General features: G+C 71.4%; 26 protein-coding genes. 14 read left to right on the forward strand and 12 right to left on the reverse strand.

Features of this window, described 5'->3' with window-relative positions:
- Positions 1-176 precede the first annotated feature (176 nt).
- Both D9598_RS00660 and D9598_RS00665 read left to right on the forward strand, forming a co-directional pair.
- Positions 177-638, forward strand: coding sequence for a PepSY domain-containing protein (locus tag D9598_RS00660; RefSeq protein ID WP_198364474.1), 462 nt, complete (start codon positions 177-179; stop codon positions 636-638).
- Between the two features lie 54 nt (positions 639-692).
- Complete coding sequence (locus tag D9598_RS00665; protein WP_198364475.1) at positions 693-1,364, forward strand: general stress protein; 672 nt, start codon at positions 693-695, stop codon at positions 1,362-1,364.
- Between the two features lie 71 nt (positions 1,365-1,435).
- Here the strand turns inward: D9598_RS00665 and ggt are convergent, their stop codons facing one another.
- Positions 1,436-3,166, reverse strand: coding sequence for a gamma-glutamyltransferase (gene ggt / locus D9598_RS00670; protein ID WP_370591903.1), 1,731 nt, complete (start codon positions 3,164-3,166; stop codon positions 1,436-1,438).
- Between the two features lie 155 nt (positions 3,167-3,321).
- On the opposite strand from ggt, the gene D9598_RS00675 reads away from it, so the two are divergent.
- A complete protein-coding gene (locus D9598_RS00675; RefSeq protein ID WP_198364476.1) occupies positions 3,322-3,840 on the forward strand; it encodes an ankyrin repeat domain-containing protein in 519 nt (172 codons plus the stop codon).
- 3 nt (positions 3,841-3,843) lie between these two features.
- Here the strand turns inward: D9598_RS00675 and D9598_RS00680 are convergent, their stop codons facing one another.
- Entirely contained in the window at positions 3,844-4,575 is a 732-nt protein-coding gene (locus tag D9598_RS00680) for an aspartate/glutamate racemase family protein (protein ID WP_198364477.1), read from the reverse strand.
- Positions 4,572-5,366, reverse strand: a complete 795-nt coding sequence (locus tag D9598_RS00685) for a sulfite exporter TauE/SafE family protein (RefSeq protein ID WP_370591904.1) — start codon at positions 5,364-5,366, stop codon at positions 4,572-4,574. Before D9598_RS00685 ends, D9598_RS00680 begins: the two co-directional genes overlap by 4 nt.
- Before the next feature lie 129 nt (positions 5,367-5,495).
- On the opposite strand from D9598_RS00685, the gene D9598_RS00690 reads away from it, so the two are divergent.
- On the forward strand, positions 5,496-6,326 hold the full coding sequence (locus D9598_RS00690; RefSeq protein WP_198364478.1) for a sulfite exporter TauE/SafE family protein: 831 nt from the start codon (positions 5,496-5,498) through the stop codon (positions 6,324-6,326).
- Between the two features lie 170 nt (positions 6,327-6,496).
- On the opposite strand, the gene D9598_RS00695 is transcribed toward D9598_RS00690, so the two are convergent.
- The 4 genes from D9598_RS00695 to D9598_RS00710 form a co-directional block, all read right to left on the reverse strand.
- Positions 6,497-6,688 carry a cupin domain-containing protein gene (locus D9598_RS00695; RefSeq protein WP_370591923.1) on the reverse strand — a complete coding sequence of 64 codons (192 nt, stop codon included), beginning with the start codon at positions 6,686-6,688 and terminating at the stop codon, positions 6,497-6,499.
- A gap of 141 nt (positions 6,689-6,829) precedes the next feature.
- On the reverse strand, positions 6,830-8,329 hold the full coding sequence (locus D9598_RS00700) for a tripartite tricarboxylate transporter permease (RefSeq protein ID WP_198364480.1): 1,500 nt from the start codon (positions 8,327-8,329) through the stop codon (positions 6,830-6,832).
- 30 nt (positions 8,330-8,359) lie between these two features.
- Positions 8,360-8,842, reverse strand: a complete 483-nt coding sequence (locus D9598_RS00705; protein ID WP_198364481.1) for a tripartite tricarboxylate transporter TctB family protein — start codon at positions 8,840-8,842, stop codon at positions 8,360-8,362.
- On the reverse strand, positions 8,839-9,840 hold the full coding sequence (locus D9598_RS00710) for a tripartite tricarboxylate transporter substrate binding protein (protein ID WP_232476783.1): 1,002 nt from the start codon (positions 9,838-9,840) through the stop codon (positions 8,839-8,841). The genes D9598_RS00705 and D9598_RS00710 overlap by 4 nt, the downstream gene beginning before the upstream one ends.
- A gap of 251 nt (positions 9,841-10,091) precedes the next feature.
- On the opposite strand from D9598_RS00710, the gene D9598_RS00715 reads away from it, so the two are divergent.
- Positions 10,092-11,033 carry a glyoxylate/hydroxypyruvate reductase A gene (locus tag D9598_RS00715; RefSeq protein ID WP_198364483.1) on the forward strand — a complete coding sequence of 314 codons (942 nt, stop codon included), beginning with the start codon at positions 10,092-10,094 and terminating at the stop codon, positions 11,031-11,033.
- The gene (locus D9598_RS00720; protein ID WP_198364484.1) at positions 11,034-11,807 is read left to right on the forward strand and encodes a class II aldolase/adducin family protein; all 774 of its coding nucleotides are present in this window, start codon (positions 11,034-11,036) and stop codon (positions 11,805-11,807) included.
- Between the two features lie 40 nt (positions 11,808-11,847).
- On the opposite strand, the gene D9598_RS00725 is transcribed toward D9598_RS00720, so the two are convergent.
- Complete coding sequence (locus D9598_RS00725; RefSeq protein ID WP_198364984.1) at positions 11,848-13,446, reverse strand: ABC transporter substrate-binding protein; 1,599 nt, start codon at positions 13,444-13,446, stop codon at positions 11,848-11,850.
- A 349-nt stretch (positions 13,447-13,795) separates the two neighbouring features.
- Between D9598_RS00725 and D9598_RS00730 the strand changes: the two genes are divergently transcribed.
- Genes D9598_RS00730 through D9598_RS00765 form a run of 8 tightly spaced genes read left to right on the forward strand, consistent with a single transcriptional unit; the run spans position 13,796 to position 23,230 of the window.
- Positions 13,796-14,569: a class II aldolase/adducin family protein gene (locus D9598_RS00730; RefSeq protein WP_198364485.1), complete on the forward strand. Its 774-nt coding sequence runs from the start codon at positions 13,796-13,798 to the stop codon at positions 14,567-14,569.
- Positions 14,569-16,227, forward strand: a complete 1,659-nt coding sequence (locus D9598_RS00735; protein ID WP_198364486.1) for an amidohydrolase — start codon at positions 14,569-14,571, stop codon at positions 16,225-16,227. Before D9598_RS00730 ends, D9598_RS00735 begins: the two co-directional genes overlap by 1 nt.
- A gap of 3 nt (positions 16,228-16,230) precedes the next feature.
- Positions 16,231-17,172 carry an ABC transporter permease gene (locus D9598_RS00740; protein WP_198364487.1) on the forward strand — a complete coding sequence of 314 codons (942 nt, stop codon included), beginning with the start codon at positions 16,231-16,233 and terminating at the stop codon, positions 17,170-17,172.
- Complete coding sequence (locus D9598_RS00745) at positions 17,169-18,068, forward strand: ABC transporter permease (protein ID WP_198364488.1); 900 nt, start codon at positions 17,169-17,171, stop codon at positions 18,066-18,068. Before D9598_RS00740 ends, D9598_RS00745 begins: the two co-directional genes overlap by 4 nt.
- A gap of 23 nt (positions 18,069-18,091) precedes the next feature.
- The gene (locus D9598_RS00750; RefSeq protein ID WP_232476784.1) at positions 18,092-19,717 is read left to right on the forward strand and encodes an ABC transporter substrate-binding protein; all 1,626 of its coding nucleotides are present in this window, start codon (positions 18,092-18,094) and stop codon (positions 19,715-19,717) included.
- A 17-nt stretch (positions 19,718-19,734) separates the two neighbouring features.
- Entirely contained in the window at positions 19,735-21,168 is a 1,434-nt protein-coding gene (locus D9598_RS00755) for an amidohydrolase family protein (RefSeq protein ID WP_198364489.1), read from the forward strand.
- The gene (locus D9598_RS00760; protein WP_198364490.1) at positions 21,168-22,169 is read left to right on the forward strand and encodes an ABC transporter ATP-binding protein; all 1,002 of its coding nucleotides are present in this window, start codon (positions 21,168-21,170) and stop codon (positions 22,167-22,169) included. The genes D9598_RS00755 and D9598_RS00760 overlap by 1 nt, the downstream gene beginning before the upstream one ends.
- Entirely contained in the window at positions 22,166-23,230 is a 1,065-nt protein-coding gene (locus D9598_RS00765; RefSeq protein ID WP_198364491.1) for an ABC transporter ATP-binding protein, read from the forward strand. The genes D9598_RS00760 and D9598_RS00765 overlap by 4 nt, the downstream gene beginning before the upstream one ends.
- Positions 23,231-23,257: 27 nt before the next feature.
- Here the strand turns inward: D9598_RS00765 and D9598_RS00770 are convergent, their stop codons facing one another.
- The 4 genes from D9598_RS00770 to D9598_RS00785 are packed head-to-tail and all read right to left on the reverse strand — an operon-like array spanning position 23,258 to position 26,409.
- A complete protein-coding gene (locus tag D9598_RS00770) occupies positions 23,258-23,683 on the reverse strand; it encodes a thioesterase family protein (RefSeq protein ID WP_198364492.1) in 426 nt (141 codons plus the stop codon).
- 52 nt (positions 23,684-23,735) lie between these two features.
- On the reverse strand, positions 23,736-24,914 hold the full coding sequence (gene lpxB, locus D9598_RS00775) for a lipid-A-disaccharide synthase (RefSeq protein WP_198364493.1): 1,179 nt from the start codon (positions 24,912-24,914) through the stop codon (positions 23,736-23,738).
- Complete coding sequence (locus D9598_RS00780) at positions 24,911-25,798, reverse strand: carbon-nitrogen hydrolase family protein (RefSeq protein WP_198364494.1); 888 nt, start codon at positions 25,796-25,798, stop codon at positions 24,911-24,913. Before D9598_RS00780 ends, lpxB begins: the two co-directional genes overlap by 4 nt.
- On the reverse strand, positions 25,795-26,409 hold the full coding sequence (locus D9598_RS00785) for a GNAT family N-acetyltransferase (protein ID WP_198364495.1): 615 nt from the start codon (positions 26,407-26,409) through the stop codon (positions 25,795-25,797). The genes D9598_RS00780 and D9598_RS00785 overlap by 4 nt, the downstream gene beginning before the upstream one ends.
- Between the last annotated feature and the right edge of the window lie 59 nt (positions 26,410-26,468).

The raw sequence follows: 26,468 nt of genomic DNA on the forward strand, positions 1-26,468 counted from the left end.
CGGCCTTTTCATCTCCACATTCTTTGATGCCACACCACGGCATCGCCAGGACCACGCCTCCGGTCGCGGCCCGGCGCCGGCGGAATTCCGCACGAGCGCGGAAAACATTGGCCTTCTCGGTGGTTATTCCCTGGCACGGCGGACTTAGAGCCGCCTGGACAACAGGGAAGCCACACATGCGCATGAAGACGGCCCTCGCGCTCGTCGCCGGCCTGATGGCCGCTCCGGCGGCCATGGCCCAGACCTCTCCTCAGTCCCAGACCCCCCAGGCGCAGCCTCCGCAGGGCACGGTGGGCTCGCCCGCCGCGCCGGGCGGCGGCGGCACGAGCATGCAGCAGGGGACGCCCGGCACGGCCGCGCCGCCGGCTGCCACCACGCCCCCGGCGACGACGGCGGCGCCGCGTAGCGAGGAGCGGTCCAGCCCGCCCACGACCGCCACGCCAACGGCGGGCGCCAACAGCTTCACCGAAGGCCAGGCCCGCAGCCGCCTCGAGGACGCTGGCTACACGGATGTCCAGGAACTGCGGAAGGATGACCAGGGCGTCTGGCGTGGCAGGGCGATGCGCAACGGCCAGAGAACCGATGTCGGCCTGGACTTCCAGGGCAACGTGGTGACCGGGAACGCACCCGCTCGCTGAGCACGAGGGGCGGCAGGGGCCGCCCGCGCATCTCCGTCAGGAAAGGGGACTCCCATGGCCCAGAAGACCATCACCCGGCTCTACGACACCCGCGACCACGCCCAGGCCGCGTTGCGGGACCTCGAGGCGGCCGGATTCTCGCATGACGATATCGGCATCGTCTCCAGTGACCACCGGGATGACACGACCGCCGCCACCCGTACTGCCTCCACCCATCAGGAAACCGAGGGCGAGACCAAGTCCGGGGCCGGTATCGGCGCCACCCTCGGCACGCTGGTGGGCGGCGGCGCGGGGCTCGCGGCCGGCCTCGGTGCGCTGGCGATCCCGGGGCTCGGCCCGATCGTCGCGGCCGGTGCGCTGGTGGCGGCTCTGACCGGCGCGGGTGCCGGCGCGGCGGCCGGCGGCGCCATCGGCGCGCTGACCGGCGCGGGCGTCAGCGAATCCGAGGCGCCGGTCTATGCCGAGGGCATCCGCCGAGGCGGCAGCATGGTGACGGTGCACGCGCCGGAGGAGCGGGAGGCGGAAGCCATCGCCATCCTCAATCGCCACAACCCGGTCGACATCGCCGGCCGCGAGGCCAGCTACCGCGAGAGCGGCTGGCGTGGCTACGAGGAGGACATGCCGCCGGAAGGCACCGGCCGGCCGGCGGTCAGCCCTCCGGGCGGCATCGGCGCCGCCGTGGACCCGACCGTGCCCGGCACCACGCCGTCCGACCGGCGGATCTGATACAGGCCTGTTGGGCCGAGAAACGGGGGGGGGCCGCGAGGCCCCCTCAGTCCGTCGCGGCGATCCCAGGGTCAGCGCCGTCCCGTATCCGGATCGAAGCGAACGTCGGGCCGGGCCAGACCGCCCGAGATTCCGACCGGCGTGCCATCGGCGCGCCAGCAGGCGGCACCCTCCAGCATGCCATCGGCATGGAAGCGGATCGCGCCCATGCCACCGCCGATGTGCTTCACCCGCTGCACGCGGTGGCCGAGAGCGGCGAGGGGTGCGTCCAGTTCCGCCGCCACGTTTGGTTCCAGCTCCAGCGTATGCCCGTTCGTCCAGATGCGCGGCGCCTCCACGGCGTCCTGCAGGTCCATCCCGTGGTCGATGAGGTTGATCACGGCCTGCATGGCGGAGCCGAAGATGCGGAGGCCGCCCGGCAGGCCCAGGGCGAAGACCGGCCTGCCCTCGCGCCGGACGATGGTCGGTGCCATGGAGGTGAAGACCCGCTTGCCCGGCGCCACGGAGAGCGCCAGGCCGGGGTGCGGGTCGAAGTTGAACATGTAGTTGTTGGCGATCAGCCCGGTGCCGGGGACGGAGAAGCGGGCGCCGAACAGGCTGTTGATCGTCTGCGTGGTGGCGACGATGTTTCCCGCCGCGTCGGCCACCGTGACATGGGTCGTATTGGGCGATTCCCGCCCGCCCGCGCCGATCGGCCGGCCGGCGGCGATGCCGGGTGACCAGTCCCGCGCCGCGTCGCGCCGCAGCAGGGCACGGCGCTCGGCCGCGTAGGCCTTGCTGGTCAGCCGCTGCACCGGCACCTCGATGAAGGCGGGGTCCGCCGTCGCGACGCCACGGTCGGCGAAGGCCAGCTTCAGCGCCTCGGCCAGCAGGTGGATGGTCTCGGTGCTGCCGGAGCCCGAGGCGGCGAGGTCGAAGCCCTCCAGCACGTTCAGCATCTGCGTCATGTGGACGCCGGAGGAAGACGGGGGCGGCGGCGCCAGGATCTCAAAGCCGCGGTAGTGGCCGATGACCGGCTGGCGCTCGACCACCGCATAGGTGTCGAGATCACCCGCGCCGATCAGGCCGCCTTCCGCCGCCATGTGCGCCACCAGCGCCCGTCCCAGCTCGCCGCCATACAGGGCCGCCGGCCCCCGCTCGCCGATCAGGCGCAGGGATTCCGCCAGCTCCGGCTGACGCAGCAGGGTTCCGGGGGCCACCGGGGCGCCATCCGGCAGGAAGGTGGCGGCGAGGCCGGGGTCGCGCGCCAGGTCGGCCGCGGCATCGCCGATGGCGCCCGTCAGATAGGCGGTGACACGAAAGCCCTCGGCGGCGGCCCGGATGGCCGGGCGGACCACCTCGGCCAGCGGCAGGCTGCCATGCTCCGCCAGCGCGCGGCACCAGCCGGCCAGTGCCCCGGGCACGCCCATCGCCAGGATGCCCACCGCGTTCGCCCGGCCCTCGGTTTCCTGATAGTCCGGCAGCCGGTCGGAGACGGGGCGGTAGAGGTCCGGCCGCGCGGCGGCGGGCGCGGTGGAGAGGCCGTCCAGCACGAGGTGGCGCCCGTCCGCCAGGCGCAGATGCGCCAGGCCGCCGCCCAGCGGCCCCACCATCATCGGCTCCACCACCGTCAGGGTGAACAGGGCGGCGATGGCGGCGTCGATGGCGTTGCCGCCGGACAGCAGCATCTCCGCGCCGGCCGCCGAGGCCACCGGATGGTTGGTCACGACCATGCCCCTGCTGGCTAGGGCGGGGCGCTTCTCGCAGGAGAAGGGGCTGCCGGCGCGCTGCCGCCAGGCCGGGCCGGTTGGACAAGGGTTCAAGGCGCTGCTCCTCCATTGCCGGAATGGCCAGCTTGCGCCGGGCAGGCGGATTGTCCAGCCGCCGCGCCGCGTGACGGAACTCTTGCCTCCGCCTTACCGTTTACAGTCCAGGACCGCGAGATGTGACCATGATGGACGGAACAGGAGGGACAGAGATGGGCCGGAATGAGGAGCCGGACGCAGAGACGATCGCCTTCGCGGGGCGGGTCTTCCAGGCCGCGCGCGAGGGCAGGGCGCACGAGCTGACGGAGGTTCTCGCTGCCGGACTTCCGCCCAATCTGTGCAATGACAAGGGCGACAGCCTGCTGATGCTGGCCTCCTACCATGGCCAGGAGGCGGTGGTGCAGACCCTGTTGCATCACGGGGCCGATGCGGACCTGCTGAACGACCGGGGCCAGTCGCCCCTGACCGGCGCGGTGTTCAAGGGCTACGAGCCGATCGTGCGGCACCTCCTGCGGCATGGCGCGGCGGTCGATGGCAGCGGGCCGGACGGGCGGACACCGCTGATGGTCGCCGCCATGTTCAACCGCCTCGACATGATGCGGCTGCTCCTCGAGCACGGAGCCGATCCCGCCGCGCGGGACGCGATGGGCAACACGGCGATGGATGCGGCGCGTGCCATGGGGGCGTCGGACGCCATCGCCCTGCTGGAAGGGGGGACCGGCGCGGGCTGAGGCTCAGCGCCCCGCCCAGCGCAGGGCCGCCAGGGCCAGGGCGTCGATGGTGTCGATCAGCGGCAGGCCGATCGCGTCGGTGGGGCCGGCCTGGATGCCCAGCGGGATCTCGGTGCAGCCCAGCACCACCGCGGCGGCGCCGCGCGCCCGCAGGCGCGAGGCCATCTCGGCCAGCGGCGCATGGGCCTCGGCCGGCCGGTTGGCCTTGACCAGCGCGATGGCGGGGGAGACCAGCGCCGCCATCTCGGCAGGGTCCGGCACGATGCAGTCATAGCCCCGACCTTCCAGGCGGGACTGGTAGAGGCGCATATCCAGCGTCCCGGCCGTGCCGAGGATGCCGATGCGCCCGCCGTCGATACCCTGCCGCGCCAGTTCGGCCGCCGCCGCGTCGACGATATGCAGGATCGGCAGGCGGGTGGCCGCCGCCAGGCCATCGTACCAGCCATGCGCGGTGTTGCAGGGGATGGCGATGGCGCCGCAGCCCGCCGCCTCCAGGCCGCGCAGGCCGCGCAGCAGCCAGGGGAGGGGATCCTCGCCCTGGCCGAGGCGCGCCGCCGTGCGGTCAGGCACGCGGGGGTCTGACCAGAGCAGGGCCGGAAGGTGGTCCTGGTCCCGCTCCGCAGGGGTCAGCAGGGTGAGGCGGAGCATGAACTGCGCGCTGGCCAGCGGCCCCATGCCGCCCAGCACGCCGAGAAAGGGTCCCCCGAAAGGTCCCGGGGAGGAAGCGTCGCTCATAATCCCAGACCATCCGCGACCAGCTTCACGCCGGTCAGCGCCAGAAGAAGGTGGATCGACCGGTAGAAGGCCCTGTCGCTGATCCGGCCATGCAGCCAGACGCCGAGGCGGATGCCGGCGGGCGCCAGCGGCAGCAGCACCAGGCTGGTCAGCAGATTCGACAGGCCGAGCTGGCCGAGCGCCGCGTAGGGCACGAGCTTCACATAGTTCATGACGCCGAAGAAGACCACCGTGGTGGCGGCGAGCGTCCCCCGGTCCAGGCGCAGCGGATAGAGGTAGACCGCGAGCGGGGGGCCGCCGGCATGGGCGATGGTGCTGGTGAAGCCGGAGATGGTGGACCAGAAGCCGCCCTTCCAGGCATTCGGCCGGCTGGGCGGCGGCGGGCCGCGCCGCGCCAGCCAGAGGCTGCGCGCCAGGAAGACGAGCGAGATCACGCCCACCATCAGCTTGACGTGCCGGTCGCTCATGGCGCCGAAGGCCAGGGTGCCGAGCAGGATGCCGAGCAGGCCGCCGGGAATGATGGCGCGCATCTCCCGCCAGCTCCACCGGCCCCACCAGGCGCGCAGGCCGGCGAGGTCCATGGCGCAGAGCACCGGCAGGCTGATGGCGGCGGCCTGCGGCGCGGGGATCAGCAGCGCCATGGCGGGGACGGAGAGATTGCCGCCGCCCGAGGCGAAGCCGCCCTTGCTGATGCCGGTGATCAGCAGGGCGGGGACGGCCAGGGCATAGAACCAGGGGTCGGTGACGAGGAGGTCCGACCAGGGCAGGGGGGCGTGAAGGGGGAAGGGCACGGGCTGACGGAACCGGACGTGGGGTGTAAGCACTAGCGCGCGAGCGCCGAAGACGAAATCGCCGGAAGCGTCGATCGCGGTCTTCGTCTCCGCCTGCCCTTCCGTCCGTCGCCAAGGTAGCCCTGCTTCATGGAACACATGTCTGACCCGCTCTGGCTCGCGGGTCTTGCCGTCGCGATGGCCGTCACCGGCCTGATCTCGGGGACGCTGGCCGGCCTGCTCGGCGTCGGTGGCGGCATCGTCATCGTGCCGGTGCTGTTCAACATCCTGCCGCTCTTCGGCATCCCCGAAGCGGTGCAGATGAAGCTGGCCGTCGGCACCAGCCTCGCCACCATCATCCCGACCTCGATCATCTCGGCCCGCAAGCACTATGCCCGCGGCGCCATCGACACCGGACTGCTGAAGGCGATCTGGCCATCGATGGTGATCGGCGTCGCGCTCGGCACCGTGGCGGCGATCTGGCTGCATGGCAGCGCGCTCTCGGCGGTCTTCGCCACCATCGCGCTGCTGGTCGCGCTCAACATGGGCTTCACGGGGGTGGACTACAAAATCCGCGACGTGACGCCGCGCGGCCCGGGGCTCTGGGGCATCGGCGGCTTCATCGGCATGGTCTCGGCGATGATGGGCATCGGCGGCGGCACGGTGGGCGTGCCGATCCTCTCCATGTTCGGCACGCCGATCCGCTCGGCGGTCGCCACCTCCTCGGTCTTCGGGCTGATCATCTCCATCCCGGCGACCGTCGGCTTCATCTATGGCGGCTGGGGCGCGCACGATCTGCCGCCCTTCTCGCTCGGCTACGTCAACCTGATCGGCTTCCTGCTGATCGTGCCGAGTTCGCTGCTGGCGACGCCCTGGGGCGTGCATCTGGCGCACACCATCCCGCCGCTGATGCTCAAGCGCGCCTTTGCCATCTTCCTGGCGATCACCGCGGTGCGGATGTTCTACAGCCTGATCTTCTGAGGCACCGGCGGGGGCGGCGCCGCGGGCCCCGCCTCCTCCATCCCGAGCAGCGCGCGCAGCCGGGCCTGGCGCGGCTCCAGCAGGTCGGCCAGGCTGATGCGCGCCGGCGTCCCGGCGGAGCGGCTGCATTACGAGTTCTTCGGCCCGGTGGACGAGCTTCAGGCGGAGGCTCAACGCCCGGCGAAGCCCTTTCCGGGCACGCGGTACTCCGCCCGTGGCGGGCTGAAGATGTCCAGCACCCGCGCGCCGTCCGGCCCGGCGCGCATGGTGTGCGGCACGCCGCCCGGCGTGCGCCAGAAGTCGCCCTTCCGCACCGCGATCGCCTCGCCGCCCTGGATGCGCACGGCGCTCCCCTCCAGCAGGACCCCTCATTGCTCCTCGGGGTGGTGGTGGATCTCGTCCGCGGCGCCCGGCGCGATGGTCACGATGGAGAGCATGGCGTGCTCGCCGGCGAAGATGCGGGTGGACAGGCCCGGCGCGGGCCGGCCCCGCGTCCCGGGCGTTCAGGCCGAGGGCGCCGGCCCGCGCCGCAGCCCCGGCAGCAGCGGCCAGAGCACGGCGAGCACCGTCATCACCCAGAGGCCGATGGAGACGGGGGAGGCCAGCAGCACCATCGGGTCGCCATCGCTGAGCGAGAGGGCGCGGCGCAGATTGTCCTCCAGCAGCCGCCCCAGCACGAAGCCGAGGATGATCGGCACCAGCGGCACGTCCAGCTTGCGGAACAGCCAGCCGACGACGCCGAAGCCCACCGCCAGCAGCAGGTCCGCGGCCGAGTTGGAGACGACGTAGACACCCGCGAAGGAGATGCCGATCACCAGCGGATAGAGCGCCCAGGCCGGCACCATCAGCAGCCGGGCGAAAAGCCCGACCAGCGGCAGGTTCAGCACCAGCAGCATGACGTTGCCGATGTACATGCTGGCGATCAGCCCCCAGGCGACCTCGGGGCGCTGCTCGAACAGCAGCGGGCCGGGGGTGATGTTGTACATCAGCAGCGCGCCGAGCAGCACGGCGGTGGTGCCGGAACCGGGAATGCCGAGGGCCAGCATCGGCACCATGTTGCCGATCTGCGCCGCGTTGTCGGCCGTCTCCGGCGCCGCGACGCCGCGGATGTCGCCACGGCCGAAGGTGCCATCGCGCCCCTGCATCCGCTTCTCGGTCGAATAGGAGAGGGCGGCGGCGATCGAGGCACCGGCGCCGGGCAGCACGCCGATGACGAAGCCGATGCCGGTGGAGCGCAGCATGGTCGGCCCGCAGCGGCGGATCTCGGAGAGGCGGAGCCGCGCCCCCCGGCCGAGATGGCTCGCCGCCGCGGTCACCGGGCTCTCCAGCAGCAGCAGGATCTCGCTGATGGCGAAGAGGCCGATGGCCAGCACGGTGAAGTCGATGCCGCCCAGCAATTCCAGGCTGCCGAAGGTGAAGCGCTCGATGCCCGTGCCGCCGTCGATGCCGATCATGGAGAGCAGCAGGCCGAGCGAGGCGGCCGCCCAGGTCTTGGCCGCGTTGCCGGCGGCGACGGCGCCGAGCAGCGAGAGCGCGAAGGCGATCAGCGCCACGTAATCGGCCGGCGAGAAGCCGACGGCGGCGCGCGAGAGGGGCACGGAGAGGAAGGTCATCAGCACGACGGACAGCGTCGCGCCGACGAAGCTGCCGATGCCCGAGATGGCCAGCGCCGCGCTGCCCCGCCCGGCCTTGGCCATCGGGTGGCCGTCGAGCGTGGTCAGCACGGCCGCCGGCTCGCCCGGCATGTTGAGCAGGATGGCGGCGATACGCCCGCCATAGCCCGAACCGTAATAGACGGCGGCGAGCAGGATCAGCGCGCTCTCGGGCGGCAGCTTCAGCGCGAAGACCAGCGGCAGCAGCAGGGCGATGGCGTTCAGCGGCCCGAGGCCAGGGAGCGCGCCGATGGCGGTGCCGGCGAAGCTGCCGCAGAGCGCCAGCAGCAGGTTCAGCGGTGTCAGCGCGACGGCGAAGCCACCGGCGAGCTGCGAGAAGGCATCGAGCATCCGGGAATCCCGCCTGTCAGGAACCGAGGGTCAGAAGCCGAGGGGGCCGCGCGGCAGCGGCAGATCCAGCAGGGTGTCCATCAGCAGAAACAGCGCCGGCGCCGTCACCGCCGCCGCCAGCAGGGATTGCGCCCAGTTCCCGGCGAAGGCACGGGCGATGACCAGGCAGAGCAGCGCCGTGGCCAGGATGAAGCCGAGCGGGATCAGCAGGAAGGCATAGGCGACCATGGCGGCGATGCAGGCCAGTCCCTTCCAGGGCGGCCCGCCGGCCTCCCAGCCGAGGCCGGGGCGCAGCAGCAGCGCCAGGGCGGCGAGGCCGAGCACCATGGCGACCACGCCGGGGAAGGCCTTGGGCCCCAGCGGATCGGCGGCGAAGGGCACCTGCAGCGACAGGGCGTGCCACAGCGCGCCGGTCGCGACCAGCAGCAGCGCCACGCCCAGCGACCGGTCCGGCGCCGTGGAATGGGCCAGGGCGCGCGGCGGGTGCGGCTCCGCCGCCGGCAGGTCGGTCACTGCGAGACCAGCCCCACATCCTTCGCCAACGCGCGGTACTCGGCGGTGCGCTTCTTGGCCAGGGCGTCGAACTCGGCGCCGGTGACGTTGTATTCGAACAGACCGGCGCCGCTGCGCGCCTCGGCATAGCGCGGATCGGCCTGCAGCTTGCGGATCGCGCCCACCCAGAAGTCATAGGCGGCGTCGGGTGCGCGGGGCGGCATGTAGAAGCCGCGGACGATGGTCCATTCGGCGTCCACGCCCTGCTCCTTCGCCGTCGGCACCGCGGCGAAGACGCCCGGCAGGCGCTCCGGCGAGAGCACGGCGAGCAGCCGGATCTCGCCCGCCTGCAACTGGCCCTGCACCTCGGAGGCATCGCCGGGAAAGACCTGGATATGGCCGCCGAGCAGCGCCGCCATCGACTGCCCGCCGCCCTCGAAGGGCACGTAGCGCAGCTTGCGCGGGTCGGCGCCCGCGGCCTTGGCGATCAGCGCGGCCTTGGTCCAGTCCTGGCTGCCGACGGCCCCGCCCGCGCCCATCGGCACGCTGCCGGGATCGGCCTTCAGCACCGCCATCAGGTCGGCCAGCGTCCTGAGCTTGCTGTCCTTGTGCACGGCGATGACACCGAAATCCGCGCCGATGGCGCCGATCCAGCGCACGTCGTTCTCGGTCCAGCGGCCGAAGCGGCCCTGCGCCAGATTGACCCAGGAGCCGGTGGAGACGGCGACGATGACATTCGGATCGGCGCCGCGCTGCGCGATCACCTGGTTCATCGCCACCGCGCCGATGCCGCCCGGCATGTTCTGCGTGCGGATGGCCGGGCCGACGATGCCGTACTCGTTCAGCAGCCGCGCCGTGGTGCGGCAGGTCAGGTCGAAGCCACCGCCCGGCGCCGCCGGGGCAATGCATTCCGGGTTCTGCGGGGTGAAGCCCTGGGCACGGGCCGGGGCGGTGGCCGGCAGGGTGGCGGCCGACACGGCGAGGGCTGCCAGAAGGGCGCGGCGCAACATCAGGGGCATCTCCCGCAAGGATTTCTTGCGGGAATGCTCCGCCGCCGGCGCACTCTCGTCAAGCCGAGGCTGCCGGCGGCAGGCCCCACCTGCCTGTCCCTTGCGCAGCCTGATCAAGGCAGTGGCGGGCGGCGGACTGGCGCGGCCCGACGGGACCGGCCGGCGGGTCGTCCGGCGCTGGACGCGGGCCGGCCGGGGCGGCAGGTTCCGGCACGGGCCCGGCCGGGGTCCTGGATGGCGAGAGGGCGAGGCGAGGGCGGATGGTCAAGCTTCTGGTGAAGTCGGGTGGCGAGAAGGCGCTGGGCCACTGGCGGGAGTGCTTCCGGGCGGCCGATCCGCGGCTCGATGTGCATTTCTGGGACGATCCCGCCGTGCGGCCGGAGGAGGTCGATTACGTCGTCGTCTGGGAGCCGCAGCCGGGCCGCCTGGCGAAGCTGCCCAATCTGCGCGTCGTCTTCTCCTCGGCCGCCGGGGTCGACCACATCACCTGCGATCCCGCCTGGCCGCGCCACCTGCCGTTGGTCCGCATGGGCGGGGAGGGCACGGCGCAGCGCATGGGCGAGTATGTCGTCTGGGCCTGCCTGTCCCTGTTGCGGGAGATGCGGCACTTCGCCCTGGGCCAGGCGGTGGCGGAGTGGCGGCACAAGGAGGCGCGTTTCGATGCCTCCATGCGCCGCGTCGGCATCATGGGCCTCGGCAATCTCGGCCGCCGCGCCGCCGAGATGCTGCGCGGCGTCGGCTTCCCCGTGCAGGGCTGGTCGCGTTCGCGCAAGGATCTCCCGGGCGTGCGCAGCTTCGCCGGGGCGGCGGAACTGCCGGCCTTCCTGGCGAGCACCGACATGCTGGTCTGCCTGCTGCCCTCCACGCCGGAGACCGCCGGCCTGATCGACGCCCGCCTGCTGTCGCAACTGCCGTGCGGGGCGGAACTGGTGAATGCCGGGCGCGGCTCCCATCTGGTGGTACCCGACCTGCTGGCCGCGCTCGACAGCGGCCATCTGGCCGGGGCCGTGCTCGACGTCTTCGAGGAGGAGCCTTTGCCGCCCGCCAGCCCGCTCTGGGCGCATCCCGGAGTTACGATCACGCCACATGTCGCTTCGATGTCGAGCAGGCCGGAGCGCGCGCGCTACATTGCGGACGCCATCGCGGCCTTCGAGGCCGGGCGTCCGCTCCCCAATCTTTACGACCCCGAGCGAGGATATTGAATGCTCCTGATCCCCCCGCCCGTCCGCCCCGATCCGGAGCACGTCCCGACCGAGCGGGAGTTGCGGGAGGATCTCGCCTGCGCCTATCGGTTGCTGGCGCATTTCGGCATGACCGACCTCGTCTACACCCATCTCTCGGTGCGGGTGCCCGGCGGGCATGGCCACCAGTTCCTGGTGAATCCCTATGGCCTGCTTTTCGAGGAGGTCACCGCCTCTTCCCTCGTCATGGTCGATGCCGACGGGGTCGCGCTGCAGCGCACGACCTGGCCGGTCAATCCGGCGGGCTTCGTGATCCACTCCGCCCTGCATCGCGGCGCGCCGCGGGCGCAATGCGTGATGCACACCCATACCCTGGCCGGCATGACGGTGGCCGCCCAGGCCGGCGGCCTGCTGCCGCTCAACCAGATGAACATGGAACTGCACGACCGCGTCGCCATCCATGAATACGAAGGCATCGCGGCGATGGACAATCTGGAGGAGCGGGACCGCATCGTGCGCGACATGGGCGACCGGTGTGCCATGATCATGCGCAACCATGGATTGCTGACCATCGGTCGCACCGTCGCGGAGGCGTTCTACTGGATGTACTACCTGGAGCAGTCCTGCCGCATCCAGGTCGCGGCGCAGTCCACGGGCGCGCCACTGTCCCTGCCGCCCCCGGCGGTGGTGGAGCGGGTGCGCGGACAGGCATCGGATTCCCCGGTCAAGGGATGGCTGCCCTGGCAGGCGCTGAAGCGGAAGATGGACCGCGAGCAGCCGGACTACCGGGACTGAGGCGCCGCCCCTTCCGAGACGGCACCACGGCCCCAGCGCCTCACTTCTTCACGACGTTCCAGAACACCGGCACGGTGGTCGGCAGCAGCCCGTCCAGGTTGCTCCGCCAGGCCGACTTGGTGCGGAACTGCCCGGCATTGATGTAGGGCAGGCTCTCATAGGCCTGTGCATGCACCTGGTCGAGCAGGGCGCGGCGCTTCTCGGCATCCGGCTCCTCCCACCAGGCGCGGCGAAGCTGCTCCAGCTCCGGGTCGCAGGGCCAGCCGGTCAGGCCGCCCTCGCAGGGGCTGGCGAGGTAGAGGTTGGAGAGCGGATTGCCGGCATCCAGCGCATTGGCGATGGTGACGAAGAGGTTCCAGCCGCCCTGGGCAGGGGGCTCGCGCCGGTTGCGGCGCACGGTCACGGTCGCCCAGTCGGTGGTCTGCACATCCATGGCGAAGCCGGCGCGGCGGAACTGCTCAGCCAGCACCAGGGTGGAGTTGCTGTTCAGCGGATTGTCGGCGCCACTCAGGAAGACCACCGGGGCGTTGTCGTAGCCCGCCTCCTTCAGCAGCGCGCGGACCTTGGCCGGATCCGGATCGCGCAGGCCGCTGGCGCCGGCGGCCGTCTCCAGTGGCGTGCCGCACATGAAGTAGGCCGGGCAATAGGCGACCTGATCCTCATCGGGGATGCCCATCCCCTGCAGCACCTCCTGCTGGCTGATCGCCTGGAGCAGGGCGCGGCGCAGGCGCGGGTCGTTGAAGGGCGGCTGGCTGTGGTTGAGGCGCAGCCAGACCATGCTGCCCACCGGGTTGATCAGCCCCACCGTGACCCCGCGCGCCTTCTGCAGCAGGGGCAGCAGGTCGGGCGCCGGATGCTCGATGAAGTCGATCTCGCCATTGGTCAGCGCATTGGCCGCGACGGCGGCATCCGGCATGGCGAGCCATTCGACACGCTCGACCTGGGCGACCTTGCCGCCGGCCAGGCCATCGGCCGGCTCGGGGCGAGGCTTGTAGTTCGCGTTGCGGCGATAGACCGCGCGGTCGCCGATGCGCCAGTTCGCGAGGTCGAGGATGAAGGGGCCGGAGCCGGTCGGGTCGGTGATGGCGGTGGTGGCCGGCGTGCTGGCGATGCGCTCCGGCATGACGAAGAGCGCGCTGGCCGTCGGCCGGGCCAGCGCCTCGGTGATCAGGCCGAAGGGGCGGCTCAGCTTCAGCTCGAAGCTGCGGTCGTCGATCACCTCCAGCGAGGCGGTGGCGGCCATTAGCGCCTTGCCGACGACATCGCGCGCGCCCCAGCGGCGGATCGAGGCCACCGCGTCGGCGGCCCGCACCGGCGCGCCGTCATGGAAGGCGAGGCCGTCGCGCAGGGTGAAGCGGTGCGTCATGGCATCGGCCGAGACGACATGCTCGCCGACCATCTGCGGCCGCGCCACGCCCTGGCTGTCCATCGCGAAGAGCTGGTCATAGACCAGGAAGCCATGGTTGCGCGCGAAGGCGGCGGCCGACATCACCGGATCGATCGTCGTCATCTCGTTGCTGAGGACGACGCGCAAGGTGTCCTTCGGGGTCTGCGCCACCGCGGGAGAGGCGGCGAGCAGCACCGCCGTGGCCAGCAGCGTGGCCCGGCGCCGCAGGCCGCGGGCGAGGAATGGGATCATCGGCAAGGCGGTGCTCTCCTGCGGCCTCCGTGAGGCCATGATGGTCGCGTCTGGCGTGTCGCACAGGTCGTCGCATAGCAGGAACCGGGCCGCCAGCCAGCGCGGAAGGCCCGCGATCCGCCTGAGGAAGGCATTTCGGACCTCGGAGCGGGCCTTGTGCGAAGAAGGTATCGCAGGGCAATTGCGCCGATCCGAGGGAGTCTCGCGTATGCCCGGTGGCGTGGCGTCCCCGGCCGGGTTTTGCCTCGAATCCAGGCAGGCGCGCCGTTTGCTGCATCGCGAAGGCAAATCGACCGATTGACGGTGCCTGCGGGCATGATGACATTTCATCAACCCGAGGGGATCTGTCATGAACATCGCCACCGCACCGCTGATGAACTGCTCCGAAGAGGAATGGCAGATCCGCTGCGACCTCGCGGCGCTCTACCGCCTCGTCGCGCATTTCCGCATGACCGACTTCATCTACACCCATATCAGCGCACGGGTTCCAGGCCCCGAGCACCACTTCCTGATCAACCGCTATGGCGTGCTCTTCGATCAGATGAAGGCCAGCGACCTGGTGAAGATCGATCTCCACGGCAATATCGTCGAGGAGGGAGCTGAGACCAAGCAGGTCAACGCGGCGGGCTTCACCATCCATTCGGCGCTGCACATGTCACGCGATGATGCCTTCTGCGTCGTCCACACGCACACCGCCGCCGGCATCGCCGTCTCGGCGCAGAAGCAGGGGCTGCTGCCGATCAGCCAGCACGCGCTGAAGTTCTACGGCCATCTCGCCTATCACGGCTATGAGGGCATCGCGCTGGATCTCGACGAGCGCGAGCGCCTGGTCGCCGACCTCGGCACGAACAAGGCCATGATCCTGCGCAACCACGGCCTGCTGGTCGCCGGCCGCAGCATCCCCGAGGCCTTCAACCTGATCTACTACCTGGAGCGCGCCTGCCAGGCGCAGGTGGCGGCGCTCGCGGGCGGCGCCGAGCTGGTGCTGCCGCCGGAGGAGGTCCGCCTCAGGACCGCCGCGCAGTTCAACGGCGATCCGGCGCGCTCGCTGGCGCATGCCGAATGGGCCTGGGGCTCGGCCTTGCAACTCATCGAAGGCAGCAAGCCGGACTGGCGCGCGTAATGGCTGATCTGCTGATCTCCGGCGGCCGCATCTTCCGTGGTCTCTCGGCCGGCTTCGCCGAGGCGATGGCGGTGAAGGACGGCCGTGTCCTCGCCATCGGCAGCCTCGATGAGGTGGCGCCGCTGGCCGGCGCGGGAACGCGCCGCATCGACCTCGGCGGGCGGGTGGCGACACCGGCGCTAAACGAGGCGCATATGCACCTCCTGCCCTATGGCCTCGGCCTGTCGCAGGTGAACCTGCGGCCGGAAGAGGTCCGCACGCTGGACGAGGTGCTGGCGCGCATCGCCGCCGCCGCGCGGAACACGCCGAAGGGCGAATGGATCCTGGGCCGCGGCTACGATCACGGCGAGCTGGATATCGGCCGGCATCCGCTCGCCGGCGAGCTGGACCGCGTGGCGCCCGATCATCCGGTCTTCATCGTGCGCACCTGCGGCCATGTCGCCGTGGCCAACAGCGCGGCGATGAAGCGGGCCGGTGTCGGCCACAACACGCCCGATCCCGAGGGTGGCGCCATCGAGCGCAAGGGCGGGCAGCTCACCGGCCTGTTCCAGGAACGGGCGATGCGCCTGATCCGCGACGTCATGCCGCCGCCCGGCGAGGCGCAGATGGTCGCCGCCATCGAGGCAGCCGGACGCGAGCTCGCGGCCCTCGGCTTCGCCTCCGCCAGCGACATGAACGTCGGCATGACCGCCGGCATGGCCGAGATCGGCGCCTATCGCCGCGCCGCGGCCGAGGGGCGGCTGATGCAGCGCATGTGGCAGGTGCTGGCCGGCAACCCCGAAGGCATCGCCCGCGCCGCTTGGGAGGAGGGGCTGCGGCCCTCGGTCTCGGTCGGCGAGCGGGCCGAGGATCTGCTGGCCTGGGGCGCGGTGAAGGTCTTCGGCGACGGCTCGGCGGGCGGGCTCACCGCCGCCTTCTTCGATCCCTATCTGGAGAGCGCCGGCGGCGGCACCGGCATCTTCTGCTTCCCCGACGCGGCGATGCAGGAGATGCTGGCGCATTACCACGCGCAGGGGTGGCAGCTCGACATCCATGCCATCGGCGACGCCGGCATCGAGCAGGTGCTGGTGGCGATGGAGCGCGCCTCCACCCCGGCGCAGCCGATCGAGGGGCGGCGCCACCGCATCGAGCACTGCGGCTTCCTCAACGCCGACCAGCGGCGGCGCATGTTGCGGCATGGCATCATCCCCATTCCGCAGCCGCTCTTCATGTATGAGTTCGGCGATCTCTACCTCCGCAACCTCGGCCGCGAGCGCACCGAGGCGGCCTATCCGATGCGCACCTGGCTGGAGGAGGGGCACCATCCGGCGGCCTCCTCGGACAGCCCGGTCTGCACGGTGAACCCGTTCCAGAACCTGTTCACCATGGTCACGCGCAAGACCAATCGCGGCACGGTGCTGGGTGCCGGGGAGTGCCTGACGCCCGAGCAGGCGATGCACTGCTACACCTGGTGCGGCGCGTATTCGCAGTTCGCCGAGAGCGAGCGCGGCACGCTGGAGCCGGGCATGCAGGCGGACATCGCCGTCTTCTCGCGCGACCTGTTCACCGTCGCGCCGGAGGACATCCTGACCACGCAGGCCGACCTGACGCTGCGCGGCGGCAAGGTTCTCTTCGACCGCCATGGCGAGGCCGCCGCGCTGGCCGGCGCCGCGGACTGACCGATGCTGCGTCACGCGCTTCAACGCCTTCTGATGGCGGTGCCGGTTCTCTTCGGCGTGCTGCTCATCGGCTTCCTCCTGATGCAGGTGGTGCCGACCGACCCGGCGACGGTGCGGGCCGGTCCCACGGCCACGGCCGAGCTGATTGCGGAGATCCGCCGCGATCTCGGCCTGGACCAGCCGCTCTACGTGCAGTTCGGCATCTATCTCTGGCGGCTGCTGCAGGGCGACTTCGGTGTCTCCATCATCAACAATGTCCCGGTGACGCAGGAGCTGGGCGCCACCATCGGCCCGACGCTCGAGCTGATGTTCGCCTCGCTCTTCTGGTCGATCCCGATCGGCATCGCGCTCGGCACCATCGGCGCCTATTGGCGCGGCTCGCTGCTCGACCGTTTCGTCACCGCCCTGTCGGTGGCGGGCGGCTCCGTGCCGGTCTTCTTCCTGGGATTGATGCTGATCTGGCTGGTTGGCTTCCAGTGGCAGCTGCTGCCCTTCACCGGGCGCGGCGGCCCGCTCTGGACCCTCGAGGGCTGGCAGGCGGTGGCGCTGCCGGCGCTGACGCTGGGCGGCGTCTTCATCGCCCCCGTGGCCCGCATGACGCGCACGGCCGTGCTTGAGGTGCTGGGCGCCGAGCATGTCCGCACCGCCCGGGCCAAGGGCCTCGGGGAGGGTGCCGTGGTGCTGCACCACGCGCTGCGCAACGCGCTGATCCCGGTGGTGACGCTGATCGGGTTGCAGATCGGCTTCCTGCTCGGCGGCGCGGTGGTGACCGAGACCGTCTTCTCCTGGCCCGGCGTCGGCCGGCTGGCGGTGGGCGCCATCCTCTCCTCCGACTTCCCGATGGCGCAGGGGACCATCATCGTGCTCTCCCTCGGCTTCATCCTGATCAATCTCCTGGTCGATGTGCTCTATGCCGCGCTCGATCCGCGCATGCGGGGGGCATGAGCATGGCGAGCGTGAACTCCACGGCCGCGGCGGCCGCCACACCGGTCGCCCCCGGCACGCCGAAGCGGCCGGGCACGTTGAGCCGGCTGCTGCGCGAGCCGGTGGCGGCGGTGTCCCTGATCGTCGCCGTGCTGCTGATCCTGGCTGCCGCGTTGGCGCCGGTGCTGGCGCCCACCGATCCCTTCGACAACGACCTGGCCTCGGCGATGACCGTACCGGGCGCGCCGGGCCTGCTGCTGGGCGCCGACAGCCAGGGGCGGGACATGATCACCCGCCTGCTCTACGGGCTGCGGGCCACGCTGCTGATGGGCGGCGCCTCGGTGCTCCTGGGCGGCGTGGCCGGCGCGATCATCGGCTTCGCCTCCGCCTACTACAGGCGGATCGACGGGCTGCTGATGCGGCTGATGGACGTGCTGCTCTCCTTCCCCGCCATCCTCTTCGGCCTCGCCATCGCGGCGATCTTCGGCCCGGGCATCCCGGCGGTGATCCTGGCGCTCTCGGTCGCCACCGTGCCGCTGATGGCGCGCATCGTGCGCGGCAACGCGCTCGTGGTGATGCGGCAGGACTACATCGAGGCGGCGCGGGCCACCGGCATGGGGGACGGGCGGCTGATCCTGCGGCATCTGGCGCCCAACTGCCTCTCGCCGATCTTCGTCTTCGCCACGCTGCGCTTCGGCCAGGTGATCCTGCTGGGCTCGGCGCTCTCCTTCCTCGGCCTCGGCGCGCAGCCGCCCGTGGCGGAGCTGGGCGCCATGGCCTCCGAAGGGCGGAGCTTCCTGTTCTTCGCGCCGCATATCGCCGTGCTGCCCTGCGTCGTGATCTTCGTCGTGGTGCTGACCTTCAACCTGCTGGGCGATGCGCTGCGCGATGCGCTCGACCCGCGCCTGCGCGTCTAGACCTCCTCGAGAAAGGGCCAAGAATGTCCAGTGTCCTCATGGCCGGCCGACGCCGCGCCGCCGCCCTGCTCGGTGGCACCATGCTCTCCCTCGCGGGGATGCTCCCCGCCGGCCAGGCCACGGCGCAGATGGCGCCGAAGGGCACGCTGGTCGTGCTGCGCGAGATCGACGCCGACCGCTACGACCCGCACCGCACCACCGCGACGGCGGCCGGCGAGGCGCTGTTCCTGCTGACCGACACGCTGGTCTCGATGGACTGGGACCAGAAGACCGTCCGCCCCGGCCTTGCCGAGAGCTGGACGGTCAGCGAGGACGGCAAGACCTACACCTTCAAGCTGAAGCAGGGCGTCAAGTTCTGCGACGGCAAGCCCTTCACGGCGAAGGACGTGGTCTACAGCATCAATCGCTGGATCGACCCGGCCACGCGCAGCCCGGTCAAGTGGCGCGCCGGACCGGTGAAGGAGGTGCGCGCGGTCGATGACCACACGGTGGAGTACGAGCTGACCGCGCCGTATAGCGAGCTGCTGCTGCAGCTGGCGCAGTACTTCGCCGGCATGGTCGACCAGGCGACGGTCGAGAAGCTCGGCGACAACTTCGGCGTGCAGGGCTTCAACGGCGTCGGCCCCTACTGCTGGGCCAGCTGGGCGCCGCGGCAGGAAATGGTGCTGACCAAGAACCCGGCCTACAACTGGGGGCCGCCGATCTACAAGAACCCCTCGCCGCAGGTGGACCGCATCTCGCTGCGTGTCATCCCGGAGGCGAACACCCGCCTGGCGGCGGTCCAGTCCGGCCAGGGCGACGTGACGCAGTGGATCCCGTACTTCGCGCTGGACGGGCTGAAGCGCATCCCGACGCTCAAGCTGGTGCAGCAGCCGAACTACTTCTACGACAACTTCGTCGGCTTCAAGGTCGACAAGCCGGTCATGAACGACCCGGTGGTGCGCCGCGCCATCAACATGGCGGTCAACAAGGAGGCCATCAATAAGGCGGTCTGGTTCGGCGCCGGCGAGGTGGCGGATGCCTACATCAACCCCAACGCGCTGGACGCCAGCGCCCAGGCGGCCAAGGCCATGCCGTCGCATGATCCCGACGCGGCGCGGAAGCTGCTGGACGAGGCGGGGTGGAAGCCGGGCAGCGACGGTATCCGCGTCAAGGACGGGCAGCGGGCCAGCTTCCTGATCTACGGCATCCAGCAGACCTACAACAACGGCATGACGCAGGCGATCCAGGCGGATCTGCGCCGCATCGGCGTCGAGATGCGGATCCAGCTCTGGGATGCCACGGTGGCCTGGGGCAAGCTGGCGACGCAGGAGTTCGACGCCTTCATCATGTCCTACCCCTATGCCTCGGCGACGGACGCGCTGGCGCTCTACTTCCCGAGCACCAACACGCCGACGCCGAACCGCATGAACTGGAAGGACGAGAAGACCGACAATCTGATCAACGCGGCCAAGACCGCGCTCGAGCCGGCCGACCGCGCTCAGGCGATCGGCACGGTCCAGGAGCAGCTGGCCGAAGCCAGCCCCTGGCTGCCGCTGATCCGCCAGCCGCTCTGGGTGGTCTCCGGCCCGCGGGTCGAGGGCGTGCGTCCGCACGGGATCTACGGTGTCGCCCTCTACAAGGGCCTCGACATCCGCCTGACCCGCTGAGCGAAGGAAAAGGACCGATGACCACCACCGTCATCCGCGACGCCGACCTCGTCATCGCCTGGGATGCCTCGGCGCGGCAGCACACCTACCTGACGGATGCGGAGGTGGCCTATCGCGACGGCCAGATCACCTTTGTCGGCCGTGGCTATGATGGCCCGGCCGATGAGGTGATCGACGGCCGCGGCATGATGGTCATGCCCGGCCTGGTGAACATCCACTGCCACCCCTCCTCCGAGCCGATGAACAAGGGGCTGATCGACGAGATCGGCACGCCGGGGCTCTACAATTCCTCCCTCTACGAGTATCTGCCGATCTTCCGCGCCGACGCGGAGGCCGTGCCCTCCTGCGTCCGCGTGGCGCTGTCGGAACTGCTGCTCTCCGGCGTGACCACGGTGGCCGACCTGTCCATGGCGCATCCCGGCTGGCTCGACCTGCTGGGCGAGAGCGGCATGCGGGTCTGCATCGCGCCGATGTTCCGCTCCGCCCGCTGGTTCACCCGGAACGGCCATGTCGTCGAGTATGAATGGGACGAGGCGGCCGGCGAGAAGGCGATGGGCGAGGCGCTGGGGCTGATCGAGCGTGCCGCGCAGCACCCCTCCGGCCGGCTGTTCGGCATGGTGGTGCCGGCGCAGATCGACACCTGCTCCGAGACGCTGCTGCGCGAGAGCTTCCAGGAGGCCCGGGCGCGCGGCGTGGCCTGGCAGATCCACGCGGCGCAATCGGTGGTCGAGTTCCACGAGATCACCCGCCGCCACGGGCTGACGCCGATCGGCTGGCTGGACAGCCAGGGCCTGCTGTCGGACCGCTCGATCATCGGTCACGGCATCTTCCTCGACGACCATCCGAGCACCCGCTGGCACACCGAGAACGACCTCGACCGGCTGGCGGCCACCGGCACCACCGTGGCGCATTGCCCGACGGTCTTCGCCCGGCGCGGCATCTCGCTGCAGCATTTCGGCCGCTACCGCAAGCGCGGCGTGAACATGGGCATCGGCACCGACACCTATCCGCACAACATGCTCGACGAACTGCGGCTGGTCTCCTACATCGCGCGCACCCAGTCGGGCGATCCGCGCAGCCTCAGCTCGACGGATCTGTTCGATGCCGCCACCATCGGCGGCGCAACGGCCCTGGGACGCGAGGATATCGGCCGGCTGGCCGCGGGATGCCGCGCCGATTTCGTCATGGTCGATGTCACCCACCCGATGATGCGCCCGGCGCGCGACCCGATGCGCAGCCTGATCTACGCCGCCGGCGACCGCGCCATCCGTGCCGTGCATATCGATGGCGAGGCGGTGGTGCGGGACGGCAAGGTTCTGACCATGGATTACGAAGGCGCCGCCGCGCATCTGCATGAGGCGCAGAAGCGGATCATTGAACGGACGCCGCGGATGGACTGGGCGCACCGTTCGGCCGAGAAGATTTCCCCTCCCACTTTCCGATGGGCCTGATGCAACCGGATCTCCTGCGAATCGAAGGCCTTCGCACCGTCTTCAAGACCTCCTCCGGCCTGGTGCGCGCGGTGGACGGGGTCGATCTCTCCGTGCCGCGCGGCCGCACCCTCGGCATCGTCGGCGAGAGCGGTTGCGGCAAGTCGATGCTCTCCCTGTCCATCATGCGGCTGGTGCCGCCGCCCGGCCGGACCACGGAAGGTCGTGTGCTCCTGGAGAATCGAAACCTGCTCGATCTGTCCACCGCCGAGATGCGGCAGGTGCGCGGCGGGCAGATCGCCATGATCTTCCAGGAACCGATGACCAGCCTCAACCCGGTGCACAGCGTGGGCCGGCAGCTGGTCGAGGCGATGCGCGTGCACGCGCCGAAGGACAACGCGGCCAGCCTGAAGGAGCAGGCCATCGCCGCGCTGAAGCGTGTCCGCATCCCCTCGCCGGAGCGGCGCTTCGACGAGTATCCGCATCAGCTCTCGGGCGGCATGCGGCAGCGCGTGATGATCGCCATGGCGCTGGCCTGCCGGCCCCGCCTGCTGATCGCCGATGAGCCGACCACCGCGCTCGACGTCACGGTGCAGGCGCAGATCCTCGACCTGCTGCGCGAGTTGCAGCAGGACACCGGCATGTCGATCATCCTGATCACCCACGATCTCGGCGTCGTCGCCGAGATGGCCGACGAGGTCGCGGTGATGTATGCCGGCCGCGTCGTCGAGCGCACCGCCGCGCGCGCGCTCTTCGAGGACCCGCAGCATCCCTATACGCTGGGCCTGCTGGGGTCCGTGCCGCGCCTGGACGAGGAGCGCGATCGGCTGCTCGCCATCGACGGCGCCGTGCCACCGCCCTTCGCCTTCCCCGAGGGCTGCCGCTTCAACCCGCGCTGCCCCTTCGCCATCGCGCCCTGCCGGACGGAGATGCCGCTGCTGCGGGAGGTCGCCCCGGGCCACGAGGTGGCCTGCCTGCGCGCGCCGGTCGAGGAGTCCCTGGCCCTGGAGACGGCGGCATGAGCGCGCTTCTCGAGGTGGATGGCCTCGCCAAGCACTATCCGGTTAAGAAGGGCCTGCTGCTGCAGAAGCAGGTCGGCGCGGTGCGGGCCGTGGACGGTGTCTCCTTCACCCTGAACCGGGGCGAGACCCTGGCGCTGGTGGGCGAATCCGGCTGCGGCAAGTCGACCACGGCGCGGCTGGTGCTGCGCCTCATTGAGCCCTCCGCCGGCCGCATCCGTTTCGACGGCCAGGACGTCACGAAGGTCGATGGCGGTGCCATGCGCGCGCTCCGGCGGCGCATGCAGATCGTGTTTCAGGACCCCTATGCCAGCCTCAATCCGCGCCTGACGGTGGGTGACGCCATCGCCGAGCCGATGGCGGTGCACGGCATCGGCAACGAGGCCAGCCGCCGCGCCAAGGTGCAGGAACTGCTCGCCCTGGTCGGGCTGCGGCCCTTCCACGCCGACCGCTATCCGCACGAATTCTCCGGCGGGCAGCGCCAGCGCATCGGCATCGCGCGCGCCCTGGCGGTGGAGCCCGACCTCGTCGTCTGCGACGAGCCGGTCTCCGCGCTGGATGTCTCGATCCAGGCGCAGGTCGTCAACCTGATGAAGGATCTGCAGGCCCGGCTCGGCCTCTCCTACCTCTTCATCGCGCACGATCTCGCCGTGGTGAAGCACATGGCCGACCGCATCGCGGTGATGTATCTCGGTGCGGTGATGGAGGTCGGCGAGAAGCGCGCCCTCTTCGCCAGGCCGCGGCATCCCTATACCCGGGCGCTGCTGGCCGCCATCCCGCACCCCGATCCGTCGCGGCGCGGCCGCGTGACGCCGCTCGGCGGCGACGTGCCGAGCCCGATGGCGGTGCCGCCGGGCTGCCGGTTCCACACCCGTTGCCCCTTCGCGCAGGATCGCTGCCGCAGCGAGGTTCCGGCGCTGCGGGATCTGCAGGGGCAGCAGGTGGCCTGCCATTTCGCGGAATCCCTGCCGGATCCCGGCCTCGACTATTCCGGCGGCCTCACCGAGGCGGCGGCGAAACGCCTCGCGCTCTACGACGCGGCGCGGCGCAAGGCGGCGGCCTGAGCCGGCGGAGGGCTCGGGCCAGCGGGATCAGGCCGGCGGCATCAGCGCCTCCAGCCTGGCCCGCATCTCCTCCGGCAGCGGTGTCGCGCGGCGCGTCGCGGCGTCGATCAGCACCACCGTGCCTTCGCCGGTCGCGGCGCAGAGCGCGCCCTGGAAGACCGCCTGGCCGGTGGTGAAGGAGGAGCGGCCGATGCCGGTGATGGCGGTGCCGATCTCGATCGGACCCAGTTCGCGCAGCTCGGCGGTGAAGTCGATGGCCATGCGGGCGATGACGAAGTAGCTCTCCGGCCCGCGGATCAACTGGTCCATCAACTCCACCCGGGCGGTCTCGAAATAGGTCGAGTAGACGGCATTGTTGACATGCCCGAGCCGGTCGGTGTCGCCGAAGCGCACGCGCTCGGCGGTCCAGAAGCCATAGGTCGCGCGCTGCTTCAGCCGGGTGTCGTTGGGCATGGGGTCTCCCTGTGTCGCGGGGGGCGCAGCATGCGGCGCTGGCGTGGCGCTGTCAGCCCCCTGCCGGAAGGGTCCGGCCTTCCTCCAGCATGCGCAGCACCGCGCCGGCGGCGGCCTCGCTCGGCAGCCCCTCGGGCGGGCGCAACCGGTCCAGCAGGTGGCGGAAGCGGTCGCGCTGCGCGGCGGCGGCGGCGGGGTCGGTCAGCAGGCGGATCAGCGCGGCCGAGAGCAGCGCCGGCGTGCATCGTTCCTGCAGATACTCGGGCACGATCTCGGCATCGGCCAGCAGGTTGACGATGCTGACGAAGCGCACCTTCAGCAGCCGCCGCGCGATCATCGCCGAGACCGGGTTGACCCGGTAGCCCACCGCCATCGGCACGCCCGCCAGCGCCACCTCCAGCGAGGAGGTGCCCGACTTGATCAGCCCGGCCCCCTCGCTCTCCCGGGCGGCGGCGAAGGCGTCGTACTTCTCCGCGACCCCCCGGAGCAGCAGGGGGGCCGGGGACCAGCGCGCCGTCACCGCCCGCACCTCCTCCTCCACCGGCCCGGCCAGCGGCACGACGGGGCGAAGGCGCGGCACGACCGCGGCGGTACGGGCCAGGGCCTCGCCGAAGACCGGCAGCAGCCGCCCGGTCTCGCTGCGGCGGCTGCCGGGCATGACCAGCAGGACGCGGTCCTCCGGCGAGAGCCCGTGCGCGGCGCGGAAGCGCGCCGCATCGCCCCGGTCGGCGCCCGATTCCAGGATGGAGTGGCCGACGAAGGTGACGGGGATGCCGGCCTTCTCGAAGAAGGGCGGCTCGAAGGGCAGCAGGGCGAGGATGCGGTCCACCTCGTGCGCGATGCGCTTCACCCGTCCCGGCCGCCAGGCCCAGACCTGCGGCGCGACATAATGCAGCACGGGGAAGCCCAGCGGCTTCACCCGCCGCGCCACGCGCAGGGTGAAGCCCGGACTGTCGATGGTGACGACGAGCGCCGGGCGGCGCGCCCGGATGTCGGCCACCGTCTCGTCGAGGCGCCGGGCGAGCCGGCGCAGGTTGGGCAGCACCTCCATCAGCCCCATCAGCGCCAGTTCGCGCATCGGGAAGAGGCTGGGCACGCCCTGCTCCGCCATGCGCTCGCCCCCCACGCCGGCGAAGGCGAGGTCCGGCCGGCGGCGGCGCAGCGCCGCGACCAGCCGGGCGCCCAGCATGTCGCCGGAGGCCTCGCCGGCGACCAGATAGACCAGCGTCACGCGAAGGCGGCCGGCGTGGCGGCGGGGAAGCGGCCCGCGGGCCAGTCGCGGTGGTTGAACACCGCCCCCTCGCGCCGCACGGTCGCGATCCGCGCCGGGTCGAGATCGGCCAGCAGCCATTGCGGCCTGTCCGGCACCCCCTCGGTGATCACGCCATCCTCCGGGAAGCCGCGGTCGATCGGGCCGAGGACGGCGGCACGGCCTCGGTTGCGGTCGAGCGCCGCCGACCATGGCGCCTCGCCCACCGTCGGGCTGACCGCGACGAAGCACTGGTTCTCCAGCGCGCGCGCGGCGGCGGAGACCCGGACCCGGTTGAAGCCGTGCGGCGTGTCGGTGCAGGAGGGGGCGAGGATCAGCCAGGCGCCGGCCTCGACCTGTGCGCGGACGTGGTCGGGGAACTCGCTGTCGTAGCAGATGGAGATGCCGATCCGGCCCCAGGGGGTGTCGAAGACGCGCGGTGGCGCGCCGGCCGTGACGCCCCAGCGCTCCGCCTCGAAGCGGGTCATGGCGTGCTTGTCCTGGAAGGCCAGGCGGCCGTCGGGCGCGATCAGGGGCGCGCGGTTGCGGACGGCGCCGTCGGCGTCGCGCTGGGGCAGGGTGCCCGGCAGCAGCCACAGGCCGGCGGCCATGGCCGCCTCGCGCATGCGGTCCAGGATCCGCGGCGCGGCCTCGACCATGGCGGCCAGCTCCTCCGCCTCCCCGGCCGGCGCCCTGCCGGCCAGGGCGGAGCCCAGCTCGACGCAGGCATATTCCGGCAGCACGGCGAGACCGGCGCCCTGGTCGCGGGCCTCGGCCAGCCAGCGGTCGAGCTTGGCGCCCCAGCTCGCGACACTGTCCGGCCGCTCCACCGGATACTGCATCAGGGCGAGGCGAAGGGCGGTCATGGCAGGGGCGCTCCGGCGATCGGCTTCATCCAGAAGCTCAGCTCATGCGGGATCTCCGCCGCGCCGCCGGGCTCGCGCCACGTCATGCGGCAGGTGAGGGCGGGGTAGGGCGTGTAGCCGCGCCGGCGCCAGAAGCCGTCGAGCGGGACATAGGCGGCGGGGCGGCGCGGATCGGCCGGATCGCGGCGCACGGCGCAGAAGGTGGCGAAATCGGCGCCCAGGCGCGCGGCCTGCGCCTCGCGCAACGCGAAGAAACGCAGCCCCGCGCCCTGGCCGCGCCAGGCGGGCAGCAGGACGCTCTCGCCGAAGTAGCAGAAGCGCGCCGGGTCGAGGCCGGCCGCCAGGAAGGTGTCGCGCACCGGCCCGTGCGTACCGGCCAGGGGTTCGCAGGTGGCGGCGCCGACCGGCTGCTCGCCGTCGAAGGCCACGATCACCGCCGCGCCGGGCGTTTCGGCATAGCCGCGCAGATACTTCGCCTCATGGGCCTCGTCGCCCTCGTAGAGATAGGGCCAGTCGCGGAAGACGGCGATGCGCAGGCGGCCGAGCTCCGGCAGCCAGGGCCGCAGATCGGCGCCATGCAGGGTCCTGAAGCGGAGGGTCGAAGGTCGCATGGCTTCCAGATAGGCCGGAAGCGCCGCCGGGTCACGTGCCGGCGGGCAGGGCGGCCAGG

It is taken from the genome of Roseomonas sp. KE0001 (genome assembly GCF_016107285.1).
Taxonomy (GTDB): Bacteria; Pseudomonadota; Alphaproteobacteria; order Acetobacterales; family Acetobacteraceae; genus Pseudoroseomonas.